This is a genomic window from Streptomyces sp. BRA346, assembly GCF_052851135.1.
Genome location: NZ_JAIWIH010000050.1, coordinates 44,755 through 66,191 on the forward strand (window position 1 = coordinate 44,755; position 21,437 = coordinate 66,191).

Annotated in this window: 18 protein-coding genes and 4 pseudogenes; 10 read left to right on the forward strand and 12 right to left on the reverse strand. The window is 71.8% G+C overall.

The features are described 5' to 3' along the window. The first annotated feature begins 128 nt into the window (after nt 1-128). Together LCH29_RS39030 and LCH29_RS39035 are read left to right on the forward strand one after the other, a co-directional pair. On the forward strand, nt 129-251 hold the full coding sequence (locus LCH29_RS39030; protein ID WP_446466456.1) for a hypothetical protein: 123 nt from the start codon (nt 129-131) through the stop codon (nt 249-251). A 101-nt stretch (nt 252-352) separates the two neighbouring features. Next, a pseudogene (locus LCH29_RS39035) lies at nt 353-862 on the forward strand (MFS transporter); the annotation flags it as partial. 242 nt (nt 863-1,104) lie between these two features. Here LCH29_RS39035 and LCH29_RS39040 read toward each other — a convergent pair. Next, nucleotides 1,105-1,386 carry a hypothetical protein gene (locus LCH29_RS39040; RefSeq protein ID WP_446466421.1) on the reverse strand — a complete coding sequence of 94 codons (282 nt, stop codon included), beginning with the start codon at nt 1,384-1,386 and terminating at the stop codon, nt 1,105-1,107. A 433-nt stretch (nt 1,387-1,819) separates the two neighbouring features. Between LCH29_RS39040 and LCH29_RS39045 the strand changes: the two genes are divergently transcribed. Both LCH29_RS39045 and LCH29_RS39050 read left to right on the forward strand, forming a co-directional pair. After that, on the forward strand, nt 1,820-3,160 hold the full coding sequence (locus tag LCH29_RS39045) for a tetratricopeptide repeat protein (RefSeq protein ID WP_446466422.1): 1,341 nt from the start codon (nt 1,820-1,822) through the stop codon (nt 3,158-3,160). Between the two features lie 490 nt (nt 3,161-3,650). Further along, on the forward strand, nt 3,651-4,346 hold the full coding sequence (locus tag LCH29_RS39050; protein WP_446466423.1) for an alpha/beta fold hydrolase: 696 nt from the start codon (nt 3,651-3,653) through the stop codon (nt 4,344-4,346). A gap of 2 nt (nt 4,347-4,348) precedes the next feature. Here LCH29_RS39050 and LCH29_RS39055 read toward each other — a convergent pair whose 3' ends face one another. Then, on the reverse strand, nt 4,349-4,639 hold the full coding sequence (locus LCH29_RS39055) for a hypothetical protein (RefSeq protein ID WP_446466424.1): 291 nt from the start codon (nt 4,637-4,639) through the stop codon (nt 4,349-4,351). 10 nt (nt 4,640-4,649) lie between these two features. Next, entirely contained in the window at nt 4,650-6,584 is a 1,935-nt protein-coding gene (locus LCH29_RS39060; RefSeq protein WP_446466425.1) for a CocE/NonD family hydrolase, read from the reverse strand. A gap of 138 nt (nt 6,585-6,722) precedes the next feature. Here LCH29_RS39060 and LCH29_RS39065 point away from each other — a divergent pair, with 138 nt between their 5' ends. From LCH29_RS39065 to LCH29_RS39075, 3 genes are all read left to right on the forward strand, one after another. Next, entirely contained in the window at nt 6,723-8,297 is a 1,575-nt protein-coding gene (locus tag LCH29_RS39065; RefSeq protein WP_446466426.1) for an AbgT family transporter, read from the forward strand. Nucleotides 8,298-8,318: 21 nt separating this feature from the next. Further along, nucleotides 8,319-9,503 carry a DUF5937 family protein gene (locus LCH29_RS39070; RefSeq protein ID WP_446466427.1) on the forward strand — a complete coding sequence of 395 codons (1,185 nt, stop codon included), beginning with the start codon at nt 8,319-8,321 and terminating at the stop codon, nt 9,501-9,503. Nucleotides 9,504-9,772: 269 nt separating this feature from the next. Beyond that, nucleotides 9,773-10,222 (forward strand): hypothetical protein, encoded by a 450-nt coding sequence (locus LCH29_RS39075; protein ID WP_446466428.1) that lies wholly within the window; start codon nt 9,773-9,775, stop codon nt 10,220-10,222. Here the strand turns inward: LCH29_RS39075 and LCH29_RS39080 are convergent. The 4 genes and pseudogenes from LCH29_RS39080 to LCH29_RS39095 all read right to left on the reverse strand — a co-directional run. Next, on the reverse strand, nt 10,219-10,860 hold the full coding sequence (locus LCH29_RS39080) for a LysE family translocator (protein ID WP_446466429.1): 642 nt from the start codon (nt 10,858-10,860) through the stop codon (nt 10,219-10,221). The two genes, LCH29_RS39075 and LCH29_RS39080, sit on opposite strands and share 4 nt — an antisense overlap. Before the next feature lie 41 nt (nt 10,861-10,901). Further along, nucleotides 10,902-12,578: an ABC-F family ATP-binding cassette domain-containing protein gene (locus tag LCH29_RS39085; RefSeq protein WP_446466430.1), complete on the reverse strand. Its 1,677-nt coding sequence runs from the start codon at nt 12,576-12,578 to the stop codon at nt 10,902-10,904. Between the two features lie 224 nt (nt 12,579-12,802). After that, nucleotides 12,803-13,024 (reverse strand): annotated as a pseudogene (locus LCH29_RS39090) (thymidine phosphorylase); the annotation flags it as partial. Between the two features lie 86 nt (nt 13,025-13,110). After that, a pseudogene (locus LCH29_RS39095) lies at nt 13,111-13,206 on the reverse strand (LysE family translocator); the annotation flags it as partial. 159 nt (nt 13,207-13,365) lie between these two features. On the opposite strand from LCH29_RS39095, the gene LCH29_RS39100 reads away from it, so the two are divergent. The 3 genes from LCH29_RS39100 to LCH29_RS39110 are packed head-to-tail and all read left to right on the forward strand — an operon-like array spanning nt 13,366 to nt 15,699. Next, nucleotides 13,366-13,653: a hypothetical protein gene (locus LCH29_RS39100; protein WP_446466431.1), complete on the forward strand. Its 288-nt coding sequence runs from the start codon at nt 13,366-13,368 to the stop codon at nt 13,651-13,653. A 26-nt stretch (nt 13,654-13,679) separates the two neighbouring features. Continuing rightward, nucleotides 13,680-14,333: a DUF5819 family protein gene (locus LCH29_RS39105; RefSeq protein WP_446466432.1), complete on the forward strand. Its 654-nt coding sequence runs from the start codon at nt 13,680-13,682 to the stop codon at nt 14,331-14,333. A gap of 1 nt (nt 14,334) precedes the next feature. Then, nucleotides 14,335-15,699, forward strand: a complete 1,365-nt coding sequence (locus tag LCH29_RS39110) for an HTTM domain-containing protein (RefSeq protein ID WP_446466433.1) — start codon at nt 14,335-14,337, stop codon at nt 15,697-15,699. Here the strand turns inward: LCH29_RS39110 and LCH29_RS39115 are convergent. From LCH29_RS39115 to LCH29_RS39135, 5 genes and pseudogenes are all read right to left on the reverse strand, one after another. Next, a pseudogene (locus LCH29_RS39115) lies at nt 15,662-16,862 on the reverse strand (thymidine phosphorylase). The gene LCH29_RS39110 and the pseudogene LCH29_RS39115 sit on opposite strands and share 38 nt — an antisense overlap. 55 nt (nt 16,863-16,917) lie before the next feature. After that, nucleotides 16,918-17,337 carry a cytidine deaminase gene (locus LCH29_RS39120; RefSeq protein ID WP_446466434.1) on the reverse strand — a complete coding sequence of 140 codons (420 nt, stop codon included), beginning with the start codon at nt 17,335-17,337 and terminating at the stop codon, nt 16,918-16,920. Continuing rightward, nucleotides 17,334-18,626: an ABC transporter permease gene (locus LCH29_RS39125; RefSeq protein ID WP_446466435.1), complete on the reverse strand. Its 1,293-nt coding sequence runs from the start codon at nt 18,624-18,626 to the stop codon at nt 17,334-17,336. Before LCH29_RS39125 ends, LCH29_RS39120 begins: the two co-directional genes overlap by 4 nt. Further along, a complete protein-coding gene (locus LCH29_RS39130) occupies nt 18,623-19,744 on the reverse strand; it encodes an ABC transporter permease (RefSeq protein WP_446466436.1) in 1,122 nt (373 codons plus the stop codon). Before LCH29_RS39130 ends, LCH29_RS39125 begins: the two co-directional genes overlap by 4 nt. Further along, nucleotides 19,741-21,360 (reverse strand): ABC transporter ATP-binding protein, encoded by a 1,620-nt coding sequence (locus tag LCH29_RS39135; protein ID WP_446466457.1) that lies wholly within the window; start codon nt 21,358-21,360, stop codon nt 19,741-19,743. The genes LCH29_RS39130 and LCH29_RS39135 overlap by 4 nt, the downstream gene beginning before the upstream one ends. Nucleotides 21,361-21,437: the final 77 nt, after the last annotated feature.

Consider the following 21,437-nt stretch of genomic DNA (forward strand, 5'->3'; position numbering starts at 1 on the left):
AGGACAAACGAGTCATCAAGGAGGCCAACCAGCTCCTCAGCAACGGCTCCCCAGAGGAGATGCGCGCCTGGCTGAAGACCGGCTACCGGCTGGCCCAGNCCGAGGACGACGCCGTCTACATAGCTCGCATGCTCGCGGCTCCGGACATCAATGACGCCCTGCGCGCCGCAGCCAGCGCCGCCCTCGACGACGGCTCCCCGGAAGCCCTGCGCTACTTCCGTGAGGTGGGGCAGTACGAGGTGGCCGGTTAGGCAACATGCTCCACCGATCGTGCCGGTGTTCTTCAGCACCACCCGGGCGGCCCGCCTTCCGTCGTAGTCCATGTCCGGCACGCCCCTCGAAGTTCGCCCGCGCGGCCTTCAGCACGCTGTGGAGCAGTGTCGTCCAGCCCCTCAGCGGTCCCCCTGGTGCTGACGCACACCGCGATCGGTGCGTTCGGGCTCGCCGGAGCGGCGAGAGCCGCGGCCGGTGGAACGACCGCGGTCTCGCGCGGCGGACCACGGGCGGTGCGCTGGTCCTGCTCACCGTGTCGTTGCTCCCGCTGGCCCTTACCCGGCAGTCGCTGTGGGCCCTGGCGATCGGATCGGTCCTCTTGGACTTCGCCGTCCAGGCCGTGCACGTCACCAACCAGTCCCTCATCTACGCCGTCCACCCGGACGCGGGAAGCAGAATCATCGGCGGCTACATGGTCTTCTACTCGGTCGGCAGCGCCCTCGGCTCCTCCACGGCGTACGCGGCGGCCGGGTGGACGGGGGTATCCGTCCTGGGAGCGGTATTCAGCTGCTCGGCCCTGCTGCTGTGGGCGACGACCCGGCGCCCCGCCCAGTGGCGTGACGCCTGCTCAGGCAGCACGCCAGCGCCCCGGGCACGTGGCTCACCATGCCATCCCTCCCGGCGGCGGGACCGGCCCGAGGCTCCCTGGGTCGGCCGTCCACTCCTGGCCGCCCTTCTGGGGGCGGAGGAACGCGACGAGCGGGCCAGGCGTCCCGTGATCGAAGGCAAGCTCGTTGGTGTGACAGATGGCCTGGAGCACCCCGACCCGCCCGGTGACGGTGTCGTAAGCCTCCTGGCCCGGTTGCGGGCCCCTGTATGACGCTGACTGATTCACGTCGGCAGCCCCCAACAGGCCATCGCATGCGGCGCTTCGTGGGTGGGGTGCCGGCGGCGCAGCAGTTCGTAGTCGGCCGCCGCCCGGTAGTCGCCGGCCTGCCTCGCCTGCTCGCGTAGCTCGGTGTACTTCTGGTACTCCGCGCAGGGTGGGTCTCCTCCGTCATGCTCCGCCCCCCGCCCGAGGTGCTTGTCGATCTTCTTCTTCAGTGCTTCCGCACGCTGGTCCAGCTCCTTCGGAGTGGGGCGCTCAGGAGGAGGCGGCGTGTCCGCGCTCACCGCGTCGCTTCCAACGCTCGACGCTGCTCGTACCGGACGATGTAGAGCGGCACGGGTTCGGTGTCCCACGCGATGGGGAAGCGGTCGGCGACGGGGATGCGCGGGAGCGGAAGCGTGGGAGGGTCCACGGCGCAGACAGACACCGACAAACGGGGCTGGGCAGCCGGTACGGGAGTACGTTTCGGGGCAGCGGCTGCCTCGCGTGAGCCCGGAGCGGGCACCAGCAGTCGTAACCCCCATTCGAGGATCCGGGCGATAGCCTTCTTCACTGCTGACGCTCCTCTTCAGCGTTGGCCATGCCCCCGGACCGGTCGCACGGTCGCGGGGGTCTCTTCTCGCTCTAGGCAACCGCCCCGCTACGCAGAGCAGTACCGTGAAAGCCGCGGCAGCTTTCAAAAGCGTCAAATGCACTGTGCGCAGTGGAGGGTGGGGCATGGGGAACCGGGAGCCGAACCAGGACCTCGATCGGCTGTTCCGCGAGACGGGATGGACGCTGCGTCAGTTCGCCCAGGCGGTGAACCGCGTCGGTACGGAGCGCGGGACGCCGACCGCGTACACGCCTCAAACCGTTCACACCTGGCTCAAGGGCCACGTGCCGAACGAGGCACGGCGCGCGCTGATCCTCGAAGCACTGGCCCGCAGGCTGCACCGGCCGATCACCCACGCGGACGCCGGATTCCCGTCGTCCGTACGGGAGTCGAACGGTCGCCCGAGTACCGTGGAAGGACTGGTCGACCTCGGGAGGCAGGACATGGATCCATCCCGTCGCAGTGTCCTCGGTGCGAGCCTTTTCTCCGTGGCGATGACGGTGCCCGACTGGCACGACGCGGTGGGCCGACTGGAGAGCGTCCAGACCGGCAGAGCGCAGCGCATCGGAATGGATGACGTCCATACGGTCATCGCCATGACCGAGCGCATTTCAGAGCTGGACGACCAGTTCGGCGGTCGTCACGCGCGCCCTATGGCCGCCGCGTTCTTGGTGAACACGGTGGCACCACATCTGAGGGCTGACGCAACAGACTCGACTCGTAAAGCGATGATGTCGGCAGCATCGGATCTCTGCTACCTCACGGGGTACATGGCGGTCGACGAAGGGGCGCACGGGCTCGCGCAGCAGTACTACATGAAGGCTCTGGAACTGGCCGGAGCCTCCGAGGATCACCTGACCTACTGCACAACCCTGCGCGGCATGAGTGTGCAGGCCGTCGACCTGGGCCACGGCCAACAGGCCATGCGACTGGCCGATGCCGCCGCTGCGGCTTCCCCGCAGGCGGGACCCCGGATGCGGGCCTTTCTCGCAGGGCAGCAGGCGCATGCGGCGGCGCAGGTCGGTGATCGCGACAGGGCGCTTGCGCACCTCCGGGAGGCGGAAGTCGCCATGGACAAGGCCGAGTCCAGGGAGAAGGCGTTCGGTTCCTACGACCCGTCATCGCTGAACTACCACGCCAGTCAGGTGCGTTACGAATTGGGCGATGTGCGGGGGTCGATCGACGCTATGACGCAGGCGGACACACTTCGTGCCAGCGTCTATCGGCGCGGAAGGGTTCGCCAGCGCGCCATGCTTGCGGAACGCCAATTGCACATCGGCTACCTGGAAGCAGCATGCGCCACCTGGCATCAGGCCCTGGACGACTACCCATTGGTGCAGTCGGGGCGCGCGGATCAACGCATGGCGGCCATGTTCGGGCTGCTCCAGCCCCACCTCAAAAACCGGGCCGCACGCGAACTCCACGAGCGCGCCCGCACGGTCGTTCCGGCCTCACTCCTCGGCTGATCGCCACGCCTCAGCGGCACACGGCCGAAGTGGCCACCGAGCGCTCGGACTGCTGGACCCCGCAGGAGGTCGTGCTCGTCGCCGCCCGTGATGGAGGCCGTCGACGGCGAGGGCCGGGCTCTGCCAGATCACTGATTCCTCTTCCGACCGGAGTGGCTCGCGAGTGTCCGAGTCCTGCCGCCGCCCCGCCCGGAACGGCGGTCCCGACGACCACTGAACCTCCGGCACCGGCCGGCGGCCATGCGCACAGATCCCGGGCCCATACGCGTCTGCGCCCATCACGCTGCCGCCCGCTGCCGCGTCCGTCGCCCGGCGTCCCGAGGCCGGGCCGTACCCCGACCGACGAGGACTCCGAGGCCTGCTGGAACCGCGTCGGCCACGGCCCGCACGGCATGCCTCGCGCTCCATTCATCATTTTTTGTCCCGCGGCGGGACTCCCATACAGAACTGAATTCAAATAACGTGTCGAATGGTGACGAGGAGGCCGACCATGGCGTTCGTACTCATCCACGGCGCGGGCTTCGGCGCGGACTGCTGGGACGCGCTGATCCCCCACCTGCGCGCGGAAGCGCTGGCAGTCGACCTTCCGGGGCGCGGGACCAGGGCCGACGTCGACCTGTGCACCGTCACTCTCGCGGACTGCGCCGACGCGGTCCGCGAGGAGGTCGAGGCGAAGGACCTGCGGGACGTTGTCCTGGTCGGCCACTCCTTCGCCGGAGTCACGGTCCCCCGCGTCCTGGACCTCATCCCCGACCGGATCCGGCACGTCGTCCTCGTGTCGGCCGTGGTGCCGGCGGACCGAACCCGGGTGCTCGACCAGATCGACCCGGAGGTGCGGGAGCTGGTCGAGCAGTCGATCACCGACGGTGTCTACCGCCAGACCCGCGAAGGTGCCGCCGCGATGCTGTGCAACGACATGGATGAAGCGACCGCCGCGTCCACCCTGGACCAGCTGACCGACGACTCGGCCGCCCTGCTGCGCGAGACCGTGGACCTGAGCGGTTACCGACGCCAGATCCCCCGGACGTATGTGCACCTCAAGCGGGACCAGTGCTACGTCGAGGAACTCCAGCAACGCTCCATCGCGCTGCTCCGGGCCGACGTCATCGACCTCGACACCGGTCACATGGCGATGGTCAGCGCGCCCGGACAGCTTGCCGCCGTCCTCAACACCCTTCACGGCTGACGTCACCACCGGCCCCGCCGTCGTCCCGCAGTCGGGTCCCCGGCCATGCCCTGCTGCGGCGGTATCCAGTCGAACTTTCGCCGGATGTGCGACGACATCCCCGGGTCCAGCCGCACGTGCAGCTGGGTATGCCCGCAGGCCGCGCAGACGAAGGCGTCGAACACGGCGTTCTTCGTCCCGAACGCGCCCGATCCCGCCCGGCGAAGCCCGCCCTGCGCCACGTACTCGCCCCGGTACACCTCGGCGCGGCCGCACGCGCCGCAGCGTCCGTAGCGCATATCCCCGTTGGTCATGGGGACGAGCCTAGGGGGTGAGCGCTTCCGCTCCTCCTTCCACCCACACGCGCAGGTGGGAGGGGCGTTCGGCGTCCATGTGCACGGTGTTCGCGGCGATGGCGGTGCGGCGGGCGGCGGCTTCCGGTTCGCCGGTGTTGGTGTTGACGTCGAAGCGGGGGAAGTTGCTTGAGGAGATGTCGAGCCGGATGCGGTGACCGGCGGCGAAGCGGTTCGCCGTGTCGGGGGCGGTGACCTCGATCTCGTACACCCGGCCCGGGGTGAGCAACTCGGGCTTCTCGTAGGAGCGGTGGAAGCGGCAGCGGACGATGCCGTCGGTGAGGTTCATGGCGAAGCCGTGCGGATAGTCGGCGTTGGGCGGATGGACGTCGATCAGCTTGATGGTGAAGTCGGTGTCCGGGGCGGTGGTGGAGATGTGGAGCCTGGCCGACACCGGACCGGCGACCACCACGTCCCGTTCGAGCGGCGGTGTGGTCAGGCTGATCACGTCCGGGCGGGAGTCCAGCGGCAGATAGGGTTCGCTCGCCCCGTACACCCTGGCGTCCGGGGCGTTCTGGTCGTACGCCCCGCCGGTCATCACCGGCTCGCCCGAGGTGACCTGGCCTCCCATGGTGGGGACCGGGCGGCGCGGGTCGAAGTCGTAGGTCACGGACGCGGCGGCCGCGGTGGGAGGGGCGGGGGTGAGGGCGCCGTCGGCCGTGAGGTACAGGGCGACGGGCGCCGTCGACGCCGGTGGCCACTGGGTGGCGGTGCGCCACGCGCCGCCGTGCCGCATCCGCCCGGCCGCGTCCCGTCGGCCGTCGCCGCCGCCCATCAGGAAGTACTGGACGGTGGGGAGGTCGCCGGCGCAATGGAGGTCTCCGCTGTCCGGATCCGCCGCGCCTTCCCGGCCCAGCGCCCGGTCGAACCAGCGGCGGCGGAACTCCAGGTACGACGGGGCGAGGTTGCCGTCCAGGGTCGCCCGCGGGCCGAAGTCCACGTCCCCGGCGTACGTCTCGCAGCGGTGCCCGTGCGTCCACGGGCCCATCACCAGGTAGGAGGGTGCCGACTTCAGCGCGCGCAGGGCGGTGAAGTTCTCGATGGTGGAGCGGACGTAGGGGTCGTACCAGCTGCCCATGTGCAGGCTCGGCGCGTCCGGGAAGCGCTCGTAGAAGCCCCGCCCGTAGATCGCCGGGGTGCGGTAGTAGTCCCCGAAGGCGTCCTGCCGCCACTGCTCCAGCAGGAAGTCCTCGTACGCCGACAGGTGCCGCAGCGGTGTGCAGCCCGGCCGCCACGGCATCGCGCCGAACCAGCCCGCCACGTCCACCCGCAGCAGGTGCGCGGCCAGCACCGGATCCGCCGCCGCCTCCGGGCTCAGCGCCGCGTGCCGCAGCGCCCAGGTCACCTGCTTCAGCTCGAAGGCCCCGCCCATCCGCATCCCCGCGTCGTACGCGGACGAGAAGCCGCCGGAGTCCTGGAACATGGCGGCGAGCCCGGTCACCCCCTCGGCGGCCGCGGCCGCCTGGACGTGGGCGGAGTAGGACACCCCGGTCATCACGACCCTGCCGTCACACCACGGCCGGCTCCTGAGCCAGTCGATCGTGTCCACCCCGTCCGGGCCCTCGCCGAGGTACTTCACGAAGGTTCCCTCGGAGTCGCCACGGCCACGGCAGTCCTGCCGTACGACGTGGTAGCGGGCCTCGGTGAAGTGCCGGGCGATGTCCTCGGGCCACGGGATCGGCGCGCCGCCGCGGTCCTGGTCCGAGCCTCGCCGCGCCCGCCTCCCATACGGGGTGCGCTCCAGGAGCACGGGAAGCGCGGTCGCCTCCGGCTCGGGTGAGGCGGAGTACAGGTCGGCGGCGAGCCGGATGCCGTCCCGCATCGGGATGCGCAGGGTGCGGCGCCACAGGGCGCCGCCCCCAAGGGATTCGGGTCGGTCGGCGTGGGAGGTGTCGTAGCAGGTCACGCCCGTGACGCTAAGCAGCGGCGCAGGGCATGGCGATCACTTGACCTCATGAGGTCAACTGTTCCTCCGGACGGTGACGGGACCCGGCCCGCGACCTACTGTGCAGCGCAATCCCAGCGAAGGTCCCCGGAGGCCGTCATGAGTACACCCACCAGCCGCACCCAGGAGGTGCAGGTCACCGAGCCGGACGGGGGTGGCCGTGGCTCCCGGCTCCTCGACCTGGTCGAGCGTGCGGGAAACGCCCTGCCGCACCCGTTCTGGCTGTTCTGGATCCTGGGCGGGGTGGTCGCCTGCGTCAGCTGGGCCCTCCACGCCACCGGCCTGCACGTCGAGGACCCGGCCTCGGGTGACCCGGTCGGCGTCCGCAGTGCCCTGTCGGCGGCAGCCGTACGGGACCTGATCACCGGCGCCGAGGAATCCTTCGTCACCTTCGGCCCGCTCGGCACCGTGCTGATGGTGATGCTCGGCGTCGCGGTCGCCGAGCGGTCGGGGCTCTTCGAGGCACTGGCCCGCCGCATGCTGGCGGGCCTGTCCCCGCGGACCGTCGTCCTGGGCGTGGCCCTGGGCGGCGTCCTGGGGAAATTCCTGTCCGACTCCGCGTACGTGGTCCTCATCCCGCTCGGCGCGGTGGCCTTCCGCGCCGTGGGCCGCTCCCCCATGCTCGGCATGATCGTCGCGTTCGTGTCCATCAACGCCGCGGGGGACGCCAACCCGCTGATCGCCCCCGGTGACGCGCTGTTCGCCTCGGTGGCCACCGAGGCGGCGCAGCTCGTCGACAAGGACGTGGTGGTCCGCGCGACGGACAACATGTACTTCACCACCGTCTCGGCGTTCGTGCTGGCCGGCACGATCGCCCTGGTCGTGGACAAGGTCCTCGCCAAGCGCGAGCACCACCTGACCCCGGACGCGGATCTGGAGGCCGCCGCGGCGGGGCGGGGCGTCGCCGCCGAGGTCGACGACACCACCGAGGTACGGGCCCTGAAGCTGACCGGGCTGGCCGCGCTCGGCTACGCCGCGCTGATCGTGCTCGCGATGCTCCCCGACGCGTCGCCGCTCCGCGGCGAGGGCGGCGCGATCGTGGAGTCCACCTTCATGAACGCCATCGCCGTCTTCCTCACCGTCTTCTTCCTGCTCATCGGCGCCGTGTACGGGCGGCTCACCGGGCGGATCAGCGGGAGCCGCGCCATCCCGGAGTTCATGGCGGACGGGGTGCGCTCCATCGCGCCGCTGCTGGTGCTCTTCTTCGCCGTGTCCCAGTTCCTCGCCCTGTTCAAGTGGACGAACATCTCCACGGTCGTCGCGGTCGAAGGCGCGGACTTCCTCAAGCAGCTGGGCGCGCCCACTCTGGTGCTGTTCTCCCTGCTGATCGCCGCGGTCGCGCTGCTGAACCTCCTCATCACCTCCGGCTCCGCCCTGTGGGCCCTGGTCGCCCCCGCGCTGGTGCCCATGCTGATGCTGCTCGGCACCAGCCCGGCCGTCACCATGGCCCTGTACCGCATCGCCGACTCCTGTACGAACTCCATCACCCCCATGAGCACCTCGTTCATCCTCTGCGTCGGCTACCTCCAGACCCTCCGCCGCAAGGCCGGGATCGGCACCCTGGTCTCCTTCACCCTGCCGGTCGCCATGATCATGCTGGTGGTGTGGGTGCTGCTGTTCTTCCTCTGGTACCTGCTGGGCATCCCGCTCGGCCCGGGCGCGCCCGTACGGTGAGCCCGGCCGTACGCTGACAGCGTGAGCATCGTCCTCGACCTCGGAGGGCTCGGCCCCGCGGACCTCGTGGCGGCGCCCTGCGCGATGTCGGAACTGATGGCGAGCCTGCACATCCTCGCCGAACCGGAGCACCACCCGGAGGCCGCCGACTGGACGGCCCGCGCCGCCGCGGCGGGGCCCGAGCTGCGCGACGAGCTGTCCGTGTTCGCCCCGCTGTGGGCCCGCTTCCGCTGCCGCCTGTTCTTTCCCCGTACGGTGCCGCCCCGGGCGGTGCCACCGCGTGTGCCGTACGTGGCGAGCCTCGACGAGGAGCTGGCGGCGGTGGAGGAGCTGCCGGAGGACGACTTCCTCGCTCTGGTGGCGCCCGGAATCCTCGGCACCGCCGTGCAGCACGTGCCGCCCGCCCGCGAGCTGCGCCCCGGCACCGCCGCCGCGGAGGACTACGCCCGCCGCTGCCTGCGCCGCTCATACGCCCGCGGGGAACTGGCGCGGCAGTTGGTGGCGGCACCGTCGGAGCTGCGGGACCGGCTGGTGGCGGTGCTGCGGGCCGCCGACACCGCGTTCTTCGCCGAGGACTGGCGCACCCTGCGGCCGGCCCTGGAGGACCATGCGCGCGAGGTGCGCCGCCGGCTGACGGCACTCCCCCAGGGGGCACCCCCGGCCGAAGGCTGGGGGACTTCGGCCGGGGGGACCCCCACCTCGCTTCGCTCGCCCGCGGACGTGCTCACCGAACTGCTGCCCACGGCGGCCCGGGTCGGGCCGGGCGAACGGGTACGGCTGGACAAGCTCCAGATCGACGAGGTGAAGGTGGCCCCGCGTCCCCTCGTCCTCGTCCCGTCCGCCCGGGTGTGGCCGCATCTGACGGTCAAGCACGAGCACCCGTCGTGCGTGGTGGTGCAGTACCCGGCCCGCCGCGCCACCTCGGACGGCCAGCTGACCCTGCGCGATCTGCACGACCGGCTGATGGCGCTGACCTCGCCCGCCCGGATGGAGCTGTGCCGTCATCTGCTGGGCGAGCCCATCACCACCTCGGAGCTGGCCGCCCGGCTCGGCTCCAGCGAACCGCAGGTCTCCCGCACGCTGCGGATTCTGCGCGACGCGGGCCTGGTGCGCTCCACCCGGGACGGCAAGCTGGTCCGGCACCGGCTCGCCACGGATGTCGTCCAGCGGCTGGGCCAGGACGTCCTCGCCACCGTGTCGCGGTGAGCCGGAGTCTCCTGGCGGTCTTGGCCAGCGCCACCAGCTCGGCGAAGAGCCCGCCCGCGTGGACGAGTTCGTCGTACCCGCCCTGTTCGATGATCAGGGGCTCAATCGAACGCGCGCGATTCCGGACGAAGCGGCGGCCCGGGAATGCGGGGCCATCGAACGCGTGGTTGCCCACCGCAGGGCTTCCGGCCCGGCCGGGGGTGGCCGAAACGCCGAGGGGTGTGACGGGTGTGAAGTACGAGGTTCCGCGGCCGCGGACAATGGCACGCATGGTCGTCTTCCGCTGCCGCCGCTGCCACGGCGAGGTCACCGCGCCCGTACGCGAGGTGCCGCTGCCCGACGAGGACAGCGCCCCGGCGCCGTACGAGCTGGCGAAGGGCGAGGAGTGCCCGCCGCGGATGCGTCCGGGCACCTTCGCCTACGATCCGCCCGAGGCCGGGGAGCGCGTCTTCCGGCCACGGGTCCCGGGAGCCGCCCTGGGGCTCCGGCGCGCGGGGCTGACCGGCATCGTCCTGGCCCGGGCCGATGTGCGCGGCACCGAACTGACCTCGCTGCGCGGACGGCGGAACGGCTGCTGCGGCCTGGACGGCTGCGACGGCCCGAACCTCGTGTGCCGCGGGTGCTCCGCCGACGTGGCCACCGAGCGCTCGGACTGCTGGACCCCGCAGGAGGTCGTGCTCGTCCCCGCCGCGGTGGAGGCCGTCGACGGCGAGGGCTAGTCCTTGCGGCCCGTCGCGGCGACCGTGACGCCGAGGCCGATCATCGTGAGGCCACCCGCGCCGCCGACCAGGGCGAGGCGGTCGGGAGAGCGGGTGAACCAGCCCCGCGCGGTGGCGGCGGCCAGGCCCCAGACGCTGTCGGAGGCGAGGGCGATGGCGTTGAAGAGAAGGCCGAGCAGCAGCATCTGGAGCGCCACGTGGCCGTCGCCGCGGTCCACGAACTGCGGGAGGACGGCGGCGAAGAAGACGATGGTCTTGGGGTTCGCCACACCGACGGCGAACCCCTCGCCCAACGTGCGCAGGCTGCCGTGGTCGGTGGGGCCGCCGCCGGTGAGGGCGGCGGGCAGGGAGCGGCGCTGCCGTATGGCCTTCACGCCCAGGTACACCAGGTACGCCGCCCCTGCCAGCTTGAGCGCCGTGAAGACGAGGACCGAGCGCTCCACGAGCGTCCCGACCCCGAGTGCCACGGCCACGACGAGGGTGTACGCGCCGAGGGTGTTGCCGAGGACCGAGGTCAGGGCGGCGCGGCGGCCCTGCGCCAGCGCGCGTCCGATCACGAACAGCACGCTGGGGCCGGGCACGACGATCAGCAGGAACGACATCGCCGCGAAGGCGAGCAGGCGGTCGGCGGGCGGCATGGGCGTCAGCGTAATGACGGACGCCGCTGCCGCCCACCGGTTTACCCCGGGGTGAGGTGCAGGCGCGGCCACGGCGCCAGGTCGGCCAGGAGCTGCCGATCGTGGGTGGCGACGATGACGGCGGCCGGGGTGTCGCGCAGGGCCGTGGTCAACTCGTCGACGAGCACCGCCGAGAGGTGGTTGGTGGGCTCGTCGAAGATGATCAGGTGGGGGCGGGTGGCCAGGCGCAGCGCCAGGTCGAGACGGCGCTGCTGGCCCAGGGACATGCGGGCCACCGGGGTACGCATCGCCTCGCGGTCCAGCAGGCCGGTCGCGCCCAGCGGCAGCAGGTCGCGCTCGGGCACCGCGCCGCGAACGGTCAGCCGACCCACGTGCCGGTCGTACACCTGCCGGGCGGTGAACTCCCCCGGCCAGGACGGGACTTCCTGGGCGACCATGGCCACCCGCGCACCGGCGAGGTGGCGCACCGTGCCGCTCGTCGGAGTGAGGGCGTCGGCGAGGACGGACAGCAGGGTGGACTTGCCTGAGCCGTTTTCGCCCGTGATGAGCAGCCGGTCCCCGCCGTCGACGTCGAGGGTCACCGGGCCGTTCAGCCGCCCGGCGACCGCCACCTCCTCCGCGCGGACCAGCGCGGAGCCGGGGCGGGTGGGCAGCGCGGGCCACCGCAGCGACAGCGGCGGCTCGGGCACGGTGATGCGGTGGGCCTCCAGCGCCTCCCGCTCGCGGTTGAGCGCCTGCACCACGCCCGGCGCCCGCGACTGGCGCTGGTGCTTGCCGGTGCCCTTCGCTGGGCGCCAGCCAGTGCTGAGGCGATCGCGGGCCTGGTCGACGGCGACGGTCAGCCTGCGGTGCTCGGCCTGCTGTTCCTCGTAGTCCTGGGCCCACCGCTCGCGGTCCCGGCGGCGGCCGTCCTGCCACGCCTCGTAGCCACCGGCGTACGCGCGGGGGCGCCCGTCCTGGGTGGGGTCGAGGTCGAGGAACTCCCTCGCGACGTCGCGCAGCAGGGCACGGTCATGGCTGACCAGGGCGACGCCCCCGCCGTGGCCGCGCAGGCGGTCGGTGAGGAAGGCCAGGCCGTCGGCGTCGAGGTGGTTGCTCGGCTCGTCGAGCAGCAGGATGTCGTGCCAGGCGCCCAGCAGACAGGCCAGCCGCACCCGGTAGCGCTGTCCCACGGACAGGGTGGCCAGCTCACGGGTCCGGTCGGTGCACGCATGCAGCGCCTCCAGGGCCATGTCGACGCGCCGGTCGGCGTCCCAGGCGTCCAGCCGTGTGGCGGCGTCCAGCGCGTCGGCGTACCGGTCGTCCGCGCCGTCGGCGCCCCGGGCGAGGTCCTCGGCGGCCAGGTCCAGGGCGCGCAGGGCGGCGTGGGCGCTCCGCAGCGCGTCGGCCGTCAGTGTGCCGACGGTTTCGCCGGAGCGGGAGTGCAGGGCCTGCCGCGCCAGACCGAAGGTGCCCGCCCGGTGCACCGTGCCGCTGTCGGGCGTGAGGAGACCGGCGAGCACATGCAGCAGCGTGGTCTTGCCGCGGCCGTTCTCGCCGACGATGGCCAGCCGGGAGCGGGCGGAGACGGTGACGGACACGCCCCGGAGGATCTGCCGCGCGCCACGGGTGACGGTGATGTCATCCGCGCGCAGATGGGCACGGTCGCCGACCGGGGCCGGGGAGGGGAGTTCGGTTCGGGGCAGGCTCGAAGAGCCCGCGGGGGGAAAGGAAGACACAGGGTGCTCCGCAGCTCGGGATGGAGCCGGGCAGCAGAAGAGAGGCCGCCCGGCGGAGGGCCGGAACGGCGGGCAGGGAGAAGGCTCGGTGCGCCGCCGTCAGCGGCGGGTGCGGGGCCTCATGAACCAGGTGCCTGTGTACATGCGTACGAGGATACGCGGGAGGGCGCGGCGCGATCAAACCAATTACGCGCCGCGCCCTCCCCGTTGAGGACCCTCCGGGGTCAGGCGATGCGCTCCAGGACGATCGGCCGCGGAGTGAAGCCGGAGTCGGCGGGGGCGTAATCCGTGGCGCCGTCCAGGGCCTCCAGCGCGTACGCGNGGATCTCGATGCCCGCGCCCGCCTGCACGGGGTCCTCCTTGCGGGCCCGCCCGGCGCCCAGCCGCCAGGCGGCGACGCCCACCGCGTAGGCGTCGAGGCGGGTGAGCACACCGGTGGACTCCGCCAAGCGATCTACAGCGCTGTCGAGAAGGGCGGCCCCGCAGCCTACGCCGTACGACGGGGTCGCATCGAACAAACCTGGCCGTGCGTTGCGGTGGCGGCGGCCAGGCCCCGGACGCTGTCGGAGGCGAGGGCGATGGCGTTGAAGACCAGGCCGAGCAGCAGCATCTGGAGCGCCACATGGCCGTCACCGCCTCCCGGACCGTGCGCCATCCGGGTGAATCGCCCTTCGACCGGACGTGTCGCGGATTCCGCCATTCGTGACCCGGTGGAGGCTGTCGCGCACGGACGAAACGCACAGGCGAATCGCCTCAGCGACAGGCAACGGCAGAGAAGGCAGAGCACGTGAAACTGGTTCGAGTGGTCCTCCTGGTGGGCGCGGTCATCGGGGCCCTGGTGTTCGGCGGCGCGGCCGACGGGGCGGAGACACACCGGTGGCGTTTCCCCGGATCGGGCTCCGACTTCATTCCGTTCCCCGGCGTCGACGACGCCGGGTCCGGCAGCCGGTGCGTCAACCAGTCGTCGCGCGCCGGTGCTCAGCAGAACGACTGCGACACCCGCCATGGCGGCATCGAAACGCCCAACCCCGCGGCCGGTGGGAAGCCCATCGGGCCCGTCCCCAAGCCGGTGTGAGCGGCGAGCACGGCCGAAGGAGCATCGTGCGGCAGCAGGCCGGGCCCGACGCCGCGGCGTTGTCCGGATTCCCGCTCGCCGTCCTGACGGCGGGCGCCGTCGTACTGCTCGGCGCGGTCCTCTGGCACCTGACGGCGATGGTCCTCAGCGTCACGCCGCCGAACTCCATCAACCGGCACTACCGCAAGGCCATCGACGGCTACGTCCACCCGCAGTTCGACCAGAACTGGAAGCTGTTCGCACCGGACCCGCCCCAGTCCGCGTTCGCCCTTCAGGTGCGGGTGCGGACGGGCACCGGCACAGGCGCCGCGCACACGGGGCGGTGGCAGGACCTGACGGCCGAGGACATCGCCGCCATCCGGAACAACCCGGCACCCAGCCATGTGGACCAGGACCTCATCCCGGTCGCGTGGACCTTCTACCAGGCGTGGCACGAGCCGAAGGGCGAACGCCCCATCGGCGTCCAGGGCGATTTGTCCACGCGTCATCTGAAGCGGACGGTGCTGCGACGGGTCGGTCCGGAACGGAACGGGAGGCCGGTGACCGGCATTCAGGTGCGATGCCTCACCGAGGCGGTACCACCGCCGCGGTGGAGCTCGGAGAAGACCGCCGCCCCACACCGGTCGTACCGGGTGCTGCCCTGGTGGCCGGTAGCGGGCCAGGACTACCGAGGACTGTGACGTGACTCCCGACATGGGCGGACGGCCCGCCTCCCCGCCTGTTCCCTCCCGTGCCCAGGGCATCGGTCGGCCGCTGGTGCCCGCACCCGCCGCCCCGGCGGAACCGCCGCCCGGTGGCACGGCCGCGGTGCGGCCGGCCGGGGCGGGCCACGCCACCGGCCCGCGCCCGCCCGGCCGGGTCACCGCGCTCGTCTCCCAGGCCTGCCGCGTCCACGCGCCCTACCAGGCGGCGGCGCTGCGCATCGGTCTCGCCTTCGTCGTCGTCGTCAACCTGCTGCGGGAATGGCCGCACCGCCGGGTGCTGACCGGCGACCGGAGCCCCTGGTCCTGGGAGATGGCCGGGTCGGTCATCGCCGGCAACCACGCCTTCTCGGTGCTGACCTGGTTCAGCGGGCGGTGGTGGTTCGAACTCGTCTATCACGGCGTGATCGTCGCCGCGGTCCTGCTGATGCTCGGCTGGCGCACCCGCGCCACGTCCGTGCTGTTCATGGCGGGGGTGCTGTCGTTGCAGGCCCGGAACCCCTTCGTGCTCGACGGCGGTGACAACATCGTCCGCCTGATGGCGGTCTACCTGGTGTTCACCCGGTGCGGGCAGGTCTGGTCCCTCGACGCACGCCGCGCCCGGAGGACCGGCGTGCCGCCGGGGCAGGCGGGGCGCACGGACCTGCTGCTATGGCAGGGGCTGGGGGTCGTGCTCCTGTGGGCCTTCGGACCGCAGTTCGACGGCTGGGCCCTGGCGCTCTGGGCGGCGTGGGCCGTTCAGGGGCTCCAGTACGCGGTGAACCGCTGGTTCCCGGGGCGGCAGCCGCACACCGTGCTGGACGGGCTCACCGCCATGCTGCACAACGGCGCGATGCTGGTCGTGGCCGCACAGGTCTGCCTGCTCTACCTGACCTCCAGCTGGTACAAGATCCTCGGCTCCCGGTGGCAGGACGGCACCGCCGTGTACTACGCCCTGCACCTGGACTACTACCGGCCATGGCCCTGGCTGAGCAGTGTGCTCACGGCCAACATGCTGGTGGTCTTCCTGCTCACCTACGGCACGGTCGTGGCCCAGCTGACCTTCCCGTTCGCCCTGCTGAACCGGACGGCCAAGAACGTCCTGCTGGCGGTCCTGACCCTGGAGCACATGGCGATCGGCGTCGTCATCGGCATCCCGTTCATGTCGCTGGCCGTCCTCGTCTGCGACGCGGTCTTCCTGCCCACCGCCTTCCTGATCGCGCTGGGCGACCGCTTTTCCGGCGCCGCCCGGCGGCTCCTTCAGCGGTCCGGTTCCCACCGTCCGGCCGGGTCCCCGGCAGACGGTCTCCCTCCCGGCCGCGCCGTCGTCAGGCGATGCGCTCCAGGACGATCGGCCGCGGAGTGAAGCCGGAGTCGGCGGGGGCGTAATCCGTGGCGCCGTCCAGGGCCTCCAGCGCGTACGCGATCGATGCCCGCGCCCGCCTGCACGGGGTCCTCCTTGCGGGCGCGACCCGCGCCCAGCCGCCAGGCGGCGACGCCCACCGCGTAGGCGTCGAGGCGGGTGAGGACGCCGGTGGACTCCGCGGTGACGATGTGCTGTTCGCGGGCCACCGGCAACGACGCGTCGGGGTCGCCGCCCTGCGCGGAGATCATGCGGCGCCATACGTCCATGGCGGTGCCGTCGGCGAGCGCCTTGGCGGGGTCGGCGTCGGGGAGTCCGGCCGCGTCGAGCATCTCGCGGGCCAGGGCGAGGGTGAGTTCGACGACGTCGGCGGGGCCGCCGCCCGCCAGGACCTCGATGGATTCGCGGACTTCGAGCGCGTTGCCCGCGGTCAGCCCGAGCGGGGTGGCCATGTCGGTGAGCAGGGCGGTGGTGCGGACGCCGTGGTCGGTGCCGAGGCCGACCATGGTGGTGGCGAGTTCGCGGGCGGCGGCCACGTCCTTCATGAAGGCGCCGGAGCCGACCTTGACGTCCAGGACCAGGGAGCCGGTGCCCTCGGCGATCTTCTTGGACATGATCGAGGAGGCGATGAGCGGGATCGACTCGACCGTGCCGGTCACGTCGCGGAGGGCGTACAGCTTCTTGTCGGCGGGCGCGAGGCCGTCGCCCGCCGCGCAGATGACGGAGCCCACGGAGCGCAGCACGTCGAGCATGTCGTCGTTGGACAGTGAGGCCCGCCAGCCGGGGATGGACTCCAGCTTGTCGAGGGTGCCGCCGGTGTGGCCGAGGCCCCGGCCGGAGAGCTGCGGTACGGCGGCCCCGCAGGCGGCGACCAGGGGCGCCAGCGGGAGGGTGATCTTGTCGCCGACGCCGCCGGTGGAGTGCTTGTCGGCGGTCGGGCGGGGCAGCGAGGAGAAGTCCATCCGCTCGCCGGAGGCGATCATCGCGGCGGTCCAGCGGGCGATCTCCGCGCGGTCCATGCCGTTCAGGAAGATCGCCATCGCGAGGGCGGACATCTGCTCGTGGGCGACCTCGCCGCGCGTATAGGCGTCGATGATCCAGTCGATCTGGGCGTCGCTCAGGCGGCCGCCGTCGCGCTTGGCTCGGATGACGGAGATGGCGTCCATGGCGGAGTTGCCTTTCGTACGGGCGTGACGGGCGCTCTTGCGATGCGCTGGGGCGTTACGGCGCGCTGATGCGGGCCAGGTCGGCCGGGCCGAACGCGTCCGGGAGGAGTTCGGCGAGCGGGCGGATGCCGGACGCCGTGTCCATCTGGAGCTCGGGGCCGCCGTGCTCCCACAGCAGCTGGCGGCAGCGGCCGCACGGCATCAGCACCGCCCCGTCGCGGTCGCAGCAGGTGAAGGCGGTGAGGCGGCCGCCGCCGGTGGCGAAGAGGGCGGAGATCAGGCCGCACTCGGCGCACAGCGCGACGCCGTACGCCGCGTTCTCCACGTTGCAGCCGCTGACCGTGCGGCCGTCGTCGACGAGGGCGGCGGCGCCCACGGGGAAGCGGGAGTAGGGGGCGTACGCCCGGGACATGGCGTCCCGGGCCGCCGCGCGCAGCGCCTCCCAGTCGGGAGCCGCTGCGACAGATGTGGTCATGTGCCCTGTCCCTTCCGGTAGGGCTTGTTGTTGGCCTTGGGCATCCGCAGCCGCTGGGCGGCGAGCCCCATGACCAGCAGGGTGACGATGTACGGGGTCGCCGGGACCAGGTCGTTGGCCACGGTGTCCGTCAGGGCGTACCACAGCACCAGCAGCACCGCGGCGCCGCCGCACACCGCGCCCGCGATGTACCTCTTACGGTAGAGCCGCCAGCCCGCCAGGAGGGCGAGTCCGAGGGCCACCAGGAGCAGCAGCGCGTGGACGGTGGCGCCGCCGTTGCGCAGCTGGAGGGCGTCGGAGTAGCCGAAGAGGCCCGCGCCCATGGCCAGGCCGCCGGGCCGCCAGTTGCCGAAGAGCATGGCGGCGAGGCCGATGTAGCCGCGGCCGCCGGTCTGGCCCTCGTTGTAGATGTGGGAGCGGACGAGGGCGAGGAAGACGCCGCCGAGTCCGGCGAGGCCGCCGGAGACGACGACGGCCGCGTACTTGTAGAGGTAGACGTTGACGCCGAGGGACTCGGCGGCGGTGGGGTTCTCGCCGCAGGACCGCAGCCGCAGTCCGAACGAGGTCTTCCACAGGACGAAGAAGGTGCCCGCGAAGAGCAGGATCGAGACGATCGTCAGCGCGGAGATGTCGGTGACCAGTCCGCCGAGCAGGCCCGCGAGGTCGGAGACCAGGAACCAGTGGTGGTTCTCGACGGTGGCCAGCCCGTCGGACAGGCCCGGCACGGTGAACGACGCGATGTCGTCGACCTGCGGGGACTGCTTGGGGCTGCCGCCTATGTCGGACAGCGGCTCGAACCAGCGCTTGGCGAGGTAGGTGGTGGCGCCGAGCGCGAGGATGTTGATCGCGACACCGGAGATGATGTGGTCCACGCCGAAGGTGACGGTGGCGATCGCGTGCACCAGCCCGCCGACCGCGCCGCCGAGGACCCCGGCGAGGACGCCCACCCAGGGGTTGGTCTGGTAGCCCGCCCAGGCACCGAAGAAGGTGCCGAGGATCATCATGCCTTCGAGGCCGATGTTGACGACGCCCGCCCGCTCGGCCCACAGCCCGCCGAGCCCGGCGAGCCCGATGGGCACGGCCATGGAGAGGGCGGCGCCGATCTGGCCGGAGGAGGTGATGTTCTCGAAGGCGGACGCTTGCGTGGCGCCGGCCAGGGCGCGCAGCACGGACAGCGCGACCAGCGTCCCGGCGATGATCAGCAGCACCGTGGCGACGGACATCCGGGGCCCGCGCTTCGGGGCCTTCCCGGGTGCGGTGCTCTTGGTGGCGGTAGCCGTGGCGCTCATACCGCCACCTCCTTCTTCTTCTCGCCCTTACGGGCCTGGGCGGCGAGTTCCGCGCCCACCCGCTGCTGCTGGCGCTTGAGGCCGTAGCGGCGCACCAGTTCGTACGCGATGACGACGCACAGGACGATCACGCCCTGCATGACCCCGACGATCTCCTTGTCGTAGCCCTCGAACTCCAGCCGGTTGGCGCCGCGCTCCAGGAAGCCCCACAGCACCGCGGCCAGCGCGATGCCGACCGGGTTGTTGCGGCCGAGGAGGGCGATGGCGATACCGGTGAAGCCGATGCCCTGCGGGAAGTCGGAGGTGAACTGGTGGGTGTCGTTGAGCAGGGTCGGCATGCCGATGAGCCCGGCCATCCCGCCGGAGAGCAGCATGCTGGTGAGCACCATGCGCTTGACGTCGACGCCGCTGGCCTGGGCGGCGGACTCGGAGCGGCCCACCGCGCGCAGGTCGAAGCCGAAGCGGGTGCGGCCGAGGAGGAACCAGAAGCCGACCCCGGCGAGCGCGGCGACGACGATGAAGCCGAAGACCGGGTCGAGGTCGCCGCCGGCCGGGATGGTGAAGAAGTGGCTGGAGGCGGGCAGCGGCTCGGTGGACACGATGTTGGTCTGCTTGTCCAGCTCGGCGAGCCGCCCGTCGACCAGCAGATAGCTGACGAGGATGCCCGCGAGGGAGTTCAGCATGATGGTGCTGATCACCTCGCTGACGCCGCGGTAGACCTTGAGCAGTCCGGCGATGGACGCCCACATCGCGCCGACCAGCATGGCGACGAGGATGATCAGCGGGATCTGCACCAGGCCGGGCAGCTTGAGCGCCCCGCCGACGACCGCGGCGAAGAAGGCGGCGAGCCGGTACTGGCCGTCGACGCCGATGTTGAACAGGTTCATCCGGAAGCCGATGGCCACCGCGAGACCCGCCAGGTAGTACGTCGTCGCCTTGTTGAGGATGTAGACCTGGCTGTCCGACTTGATGCCGTAGTCGAACATGATGCCGAAGGCGTTGAACGGGGCCTTGCCGGTGGCGGCCAGCACCAGGGCGGTCAGGAGGAACGCGGCGACGAGTGCGAGCAGCGGGGCCGCGACCGCGAGGAGCACCCGCTCCTTGTCGAACTTCTTCATCGGTCCTCTCCCCCGGTCGTGACCTCGGCGGCAGCGTCCTCGGCGGGGTGTTCCAGGTGGCCGGACGCCGCGCCGGTCATGGCCGAGCCCAGCTCCTCCGGGGTGATCGTGGCGGGGTCGGCGTCGGCGACCAGGCGGCCCCGGTACATGACCCGCAGGGTGTCGGACAGGCCGATCAGCTCGTCCAGGTCGGCGGAGATCAGCAGCACGGCCAGGCCCTCGCGGCGCGCGGTGCGGATCTGGTCCCAGATCTGCGCCTGCGCGCCGACGTCCACGCCGCGCGTCGGGTGCGCGGCGATGAGCAGCTTGGGGTGGTGGCTCATCTCGCGGCCGACGATCAGCTTCTGCTGGTTGCCGCCGGACAGCGAGGCCGCGGTGACCTCGATGCCGGGGGTGCGGACGTCGTACGCGGCGACGATGCGTTCGGTGTCACGGCGGGCGGCGGCCGGGTTGAGCAGGCCGCCCTTGCTGTTGGGTGCCTGGGTGACATGGCCGAGGATCCGGTTCTCCCACAGCGGAGCCTCCAGCAGCAGGCCGTGCCGGTGGCGGTCCTCGGGGATGTAGCCGATGCCGTCCTCGCGCCGCTTGCGGGTGGGGACGTGGGAGATGTCGGCGCCGTCGAGGGTGATGGTGCCCGCGTCGGGGTCGCGCATGCCCATGATGGCCTCGACCAGTTCGGCCTGGCCGTTGCCCTCGACCCCGGCGATGCCGAGGACTTCGCCCTTGCGGATGGTGAAACCGATGTCGTCCAGGACGGCCCGTTCGACGCCGTCCACGTCGGTGGCGGTGAGCCGCACGCCGTCCAGGGTCAGCATCCCGGTGTCGGTGACGGTGGAGTCGCGCGTCTCCGGCGAGGGCAGTTCGCTGCCGACCATCAGCTCGGCGAGCCGCCGCGGGTCGGTCTCGGAGGGGACGACCGAGGCCACCGTCGTACCGCGCCGGATGACGGTGATGTCGTCGGCCACGGCGAGGACTTCACCCAGCTTGTGGGAGATGAACAGGACGGTCAGGCCCTCGGCCTTCAGGTCGCGGAGGTTGGCGAAGAGCGCGTCGACCTCCTGCGGGACGAGGACCGCGGTGGGCTCGTCGAGGATGAGGGTGCGGGCGCCGCGGTAGAGGACCTTGAGGATCTCCACGCGCTGGCGGTCCGCCACGCCCAGGTCCTCGACCATGACGTCCGGGCGGACGCCCAGCCCGTAGGCGTCGGAGATCTCCTTGATGCGGGCGCGCGCCTTGCCGCCGATGCCGTGCAGCTTCTCCGCGCCGAGGACGACGTTCTCCAGCACGGTGAAGTTGTCGGCGAGCATGAAGTGCTGGTGCACCATGCCCACCCCGCGGGATATGGCGTCCGCCGGGGAGTGCAGTTCCACGGGTGCGCCGTCGAGGGCGATGGTGCCCTCGTCGGGGCGCTGCATCCCGTAGAGGATCTTCATCAGGGTGGACTTGCCCGCGCCGTTCTCGCCCACGAGGGCGTGCACGGTGCCGCGTCGCACGGTGATGTCGATGTCGTGGTTGGCGACGACTCCGGGGAACCGCTTGGTGATTCCGCGGAGTTGGACGGCAACGTCTCCGACGTCACCGGCGGGGGCGCCCTTGGGTGGGCTGGCGGCTTTGATGGCGCACTCCTGAGGGGCGGGGGGTGTTGTACGCGGGGGGGCGCGCCCAACGGCACGCCCCCCGGAACCGTCGGCGA

Bases quoted from the DNA above. Each gene is read 5' to 3' on its own strand.
- LCH29_RS39075 (WP_446466428.1), top strand. From the start codon at position 9,773: ATGGTCGTCTTCCGCTGCCGCCGCTGCCACGGCGAGGTCACCGCGCCC.
- LCH29_RS39065 (WP_446466426.1), top strand. From the start codon at position 6,723: ATGAGTACACCCACCAGCCGCACCCAGGAGGTGCAGGTCACCGAGCCG.
- LCH29_RS39125 (WP_446466435.1), bottom strand. From the start codon at position 18,626: ATGAGCGCCACGGCTACCGCCACCAAGAGCACCGCACCCGGGAAGGCC.
- LCH29_RS39030 (WP_446466456.1), top strand. From the start codon at position 129: ATGCTCGCGGCTCCGGACATCAATGACGCCCTGCGCGCCGCAGCCAGC.
- LCH29_RS39120 (WP_446466434.1), bottom strand. From the start codon at position 17,337: ATGACCACATCTGTCGCAGCGGCTCCCGACTGGGAGGCGCTGCGCGCG.
- LCH29_RS39050 (WP_446466423.1), top strand. From the start codon at position 3,651: ATGGCGTTCGTACTCATCCACGGCGCGGGCTTCGGCGCGGACTGCTGG.
- LCH29_RS39130 (WP_446466436.1), bottom strand. From the start codon at position 19,744: ATGAAGAAGTTCGACAAGGAGCGGGTGCTCCTCGCGGTCGCGGCCCCG.
- LCH29_RS39080 (WP_446466429.1), bottom strand. From the start codon at position 10,860: ATGCCGCCCGCCGACCGCCTGCTCGCCTTCGCGGCGATGTCGTTCCTG.
- LCH29_RS39055 (WP_446466424.1), bottom strand. From the start codon at position 4,639: ATGACCAACGGGGATATGCGCTACGGACGCTGCGGCGCGTGCGGCCGC.
- LCH29_RS39045 (WP_446466422.1), top strand. From the start codon at position 1,820: ATGGGGAACCGGGAGCCGAACCAGGACCTCGATCGGCTGTTCCGCGAG.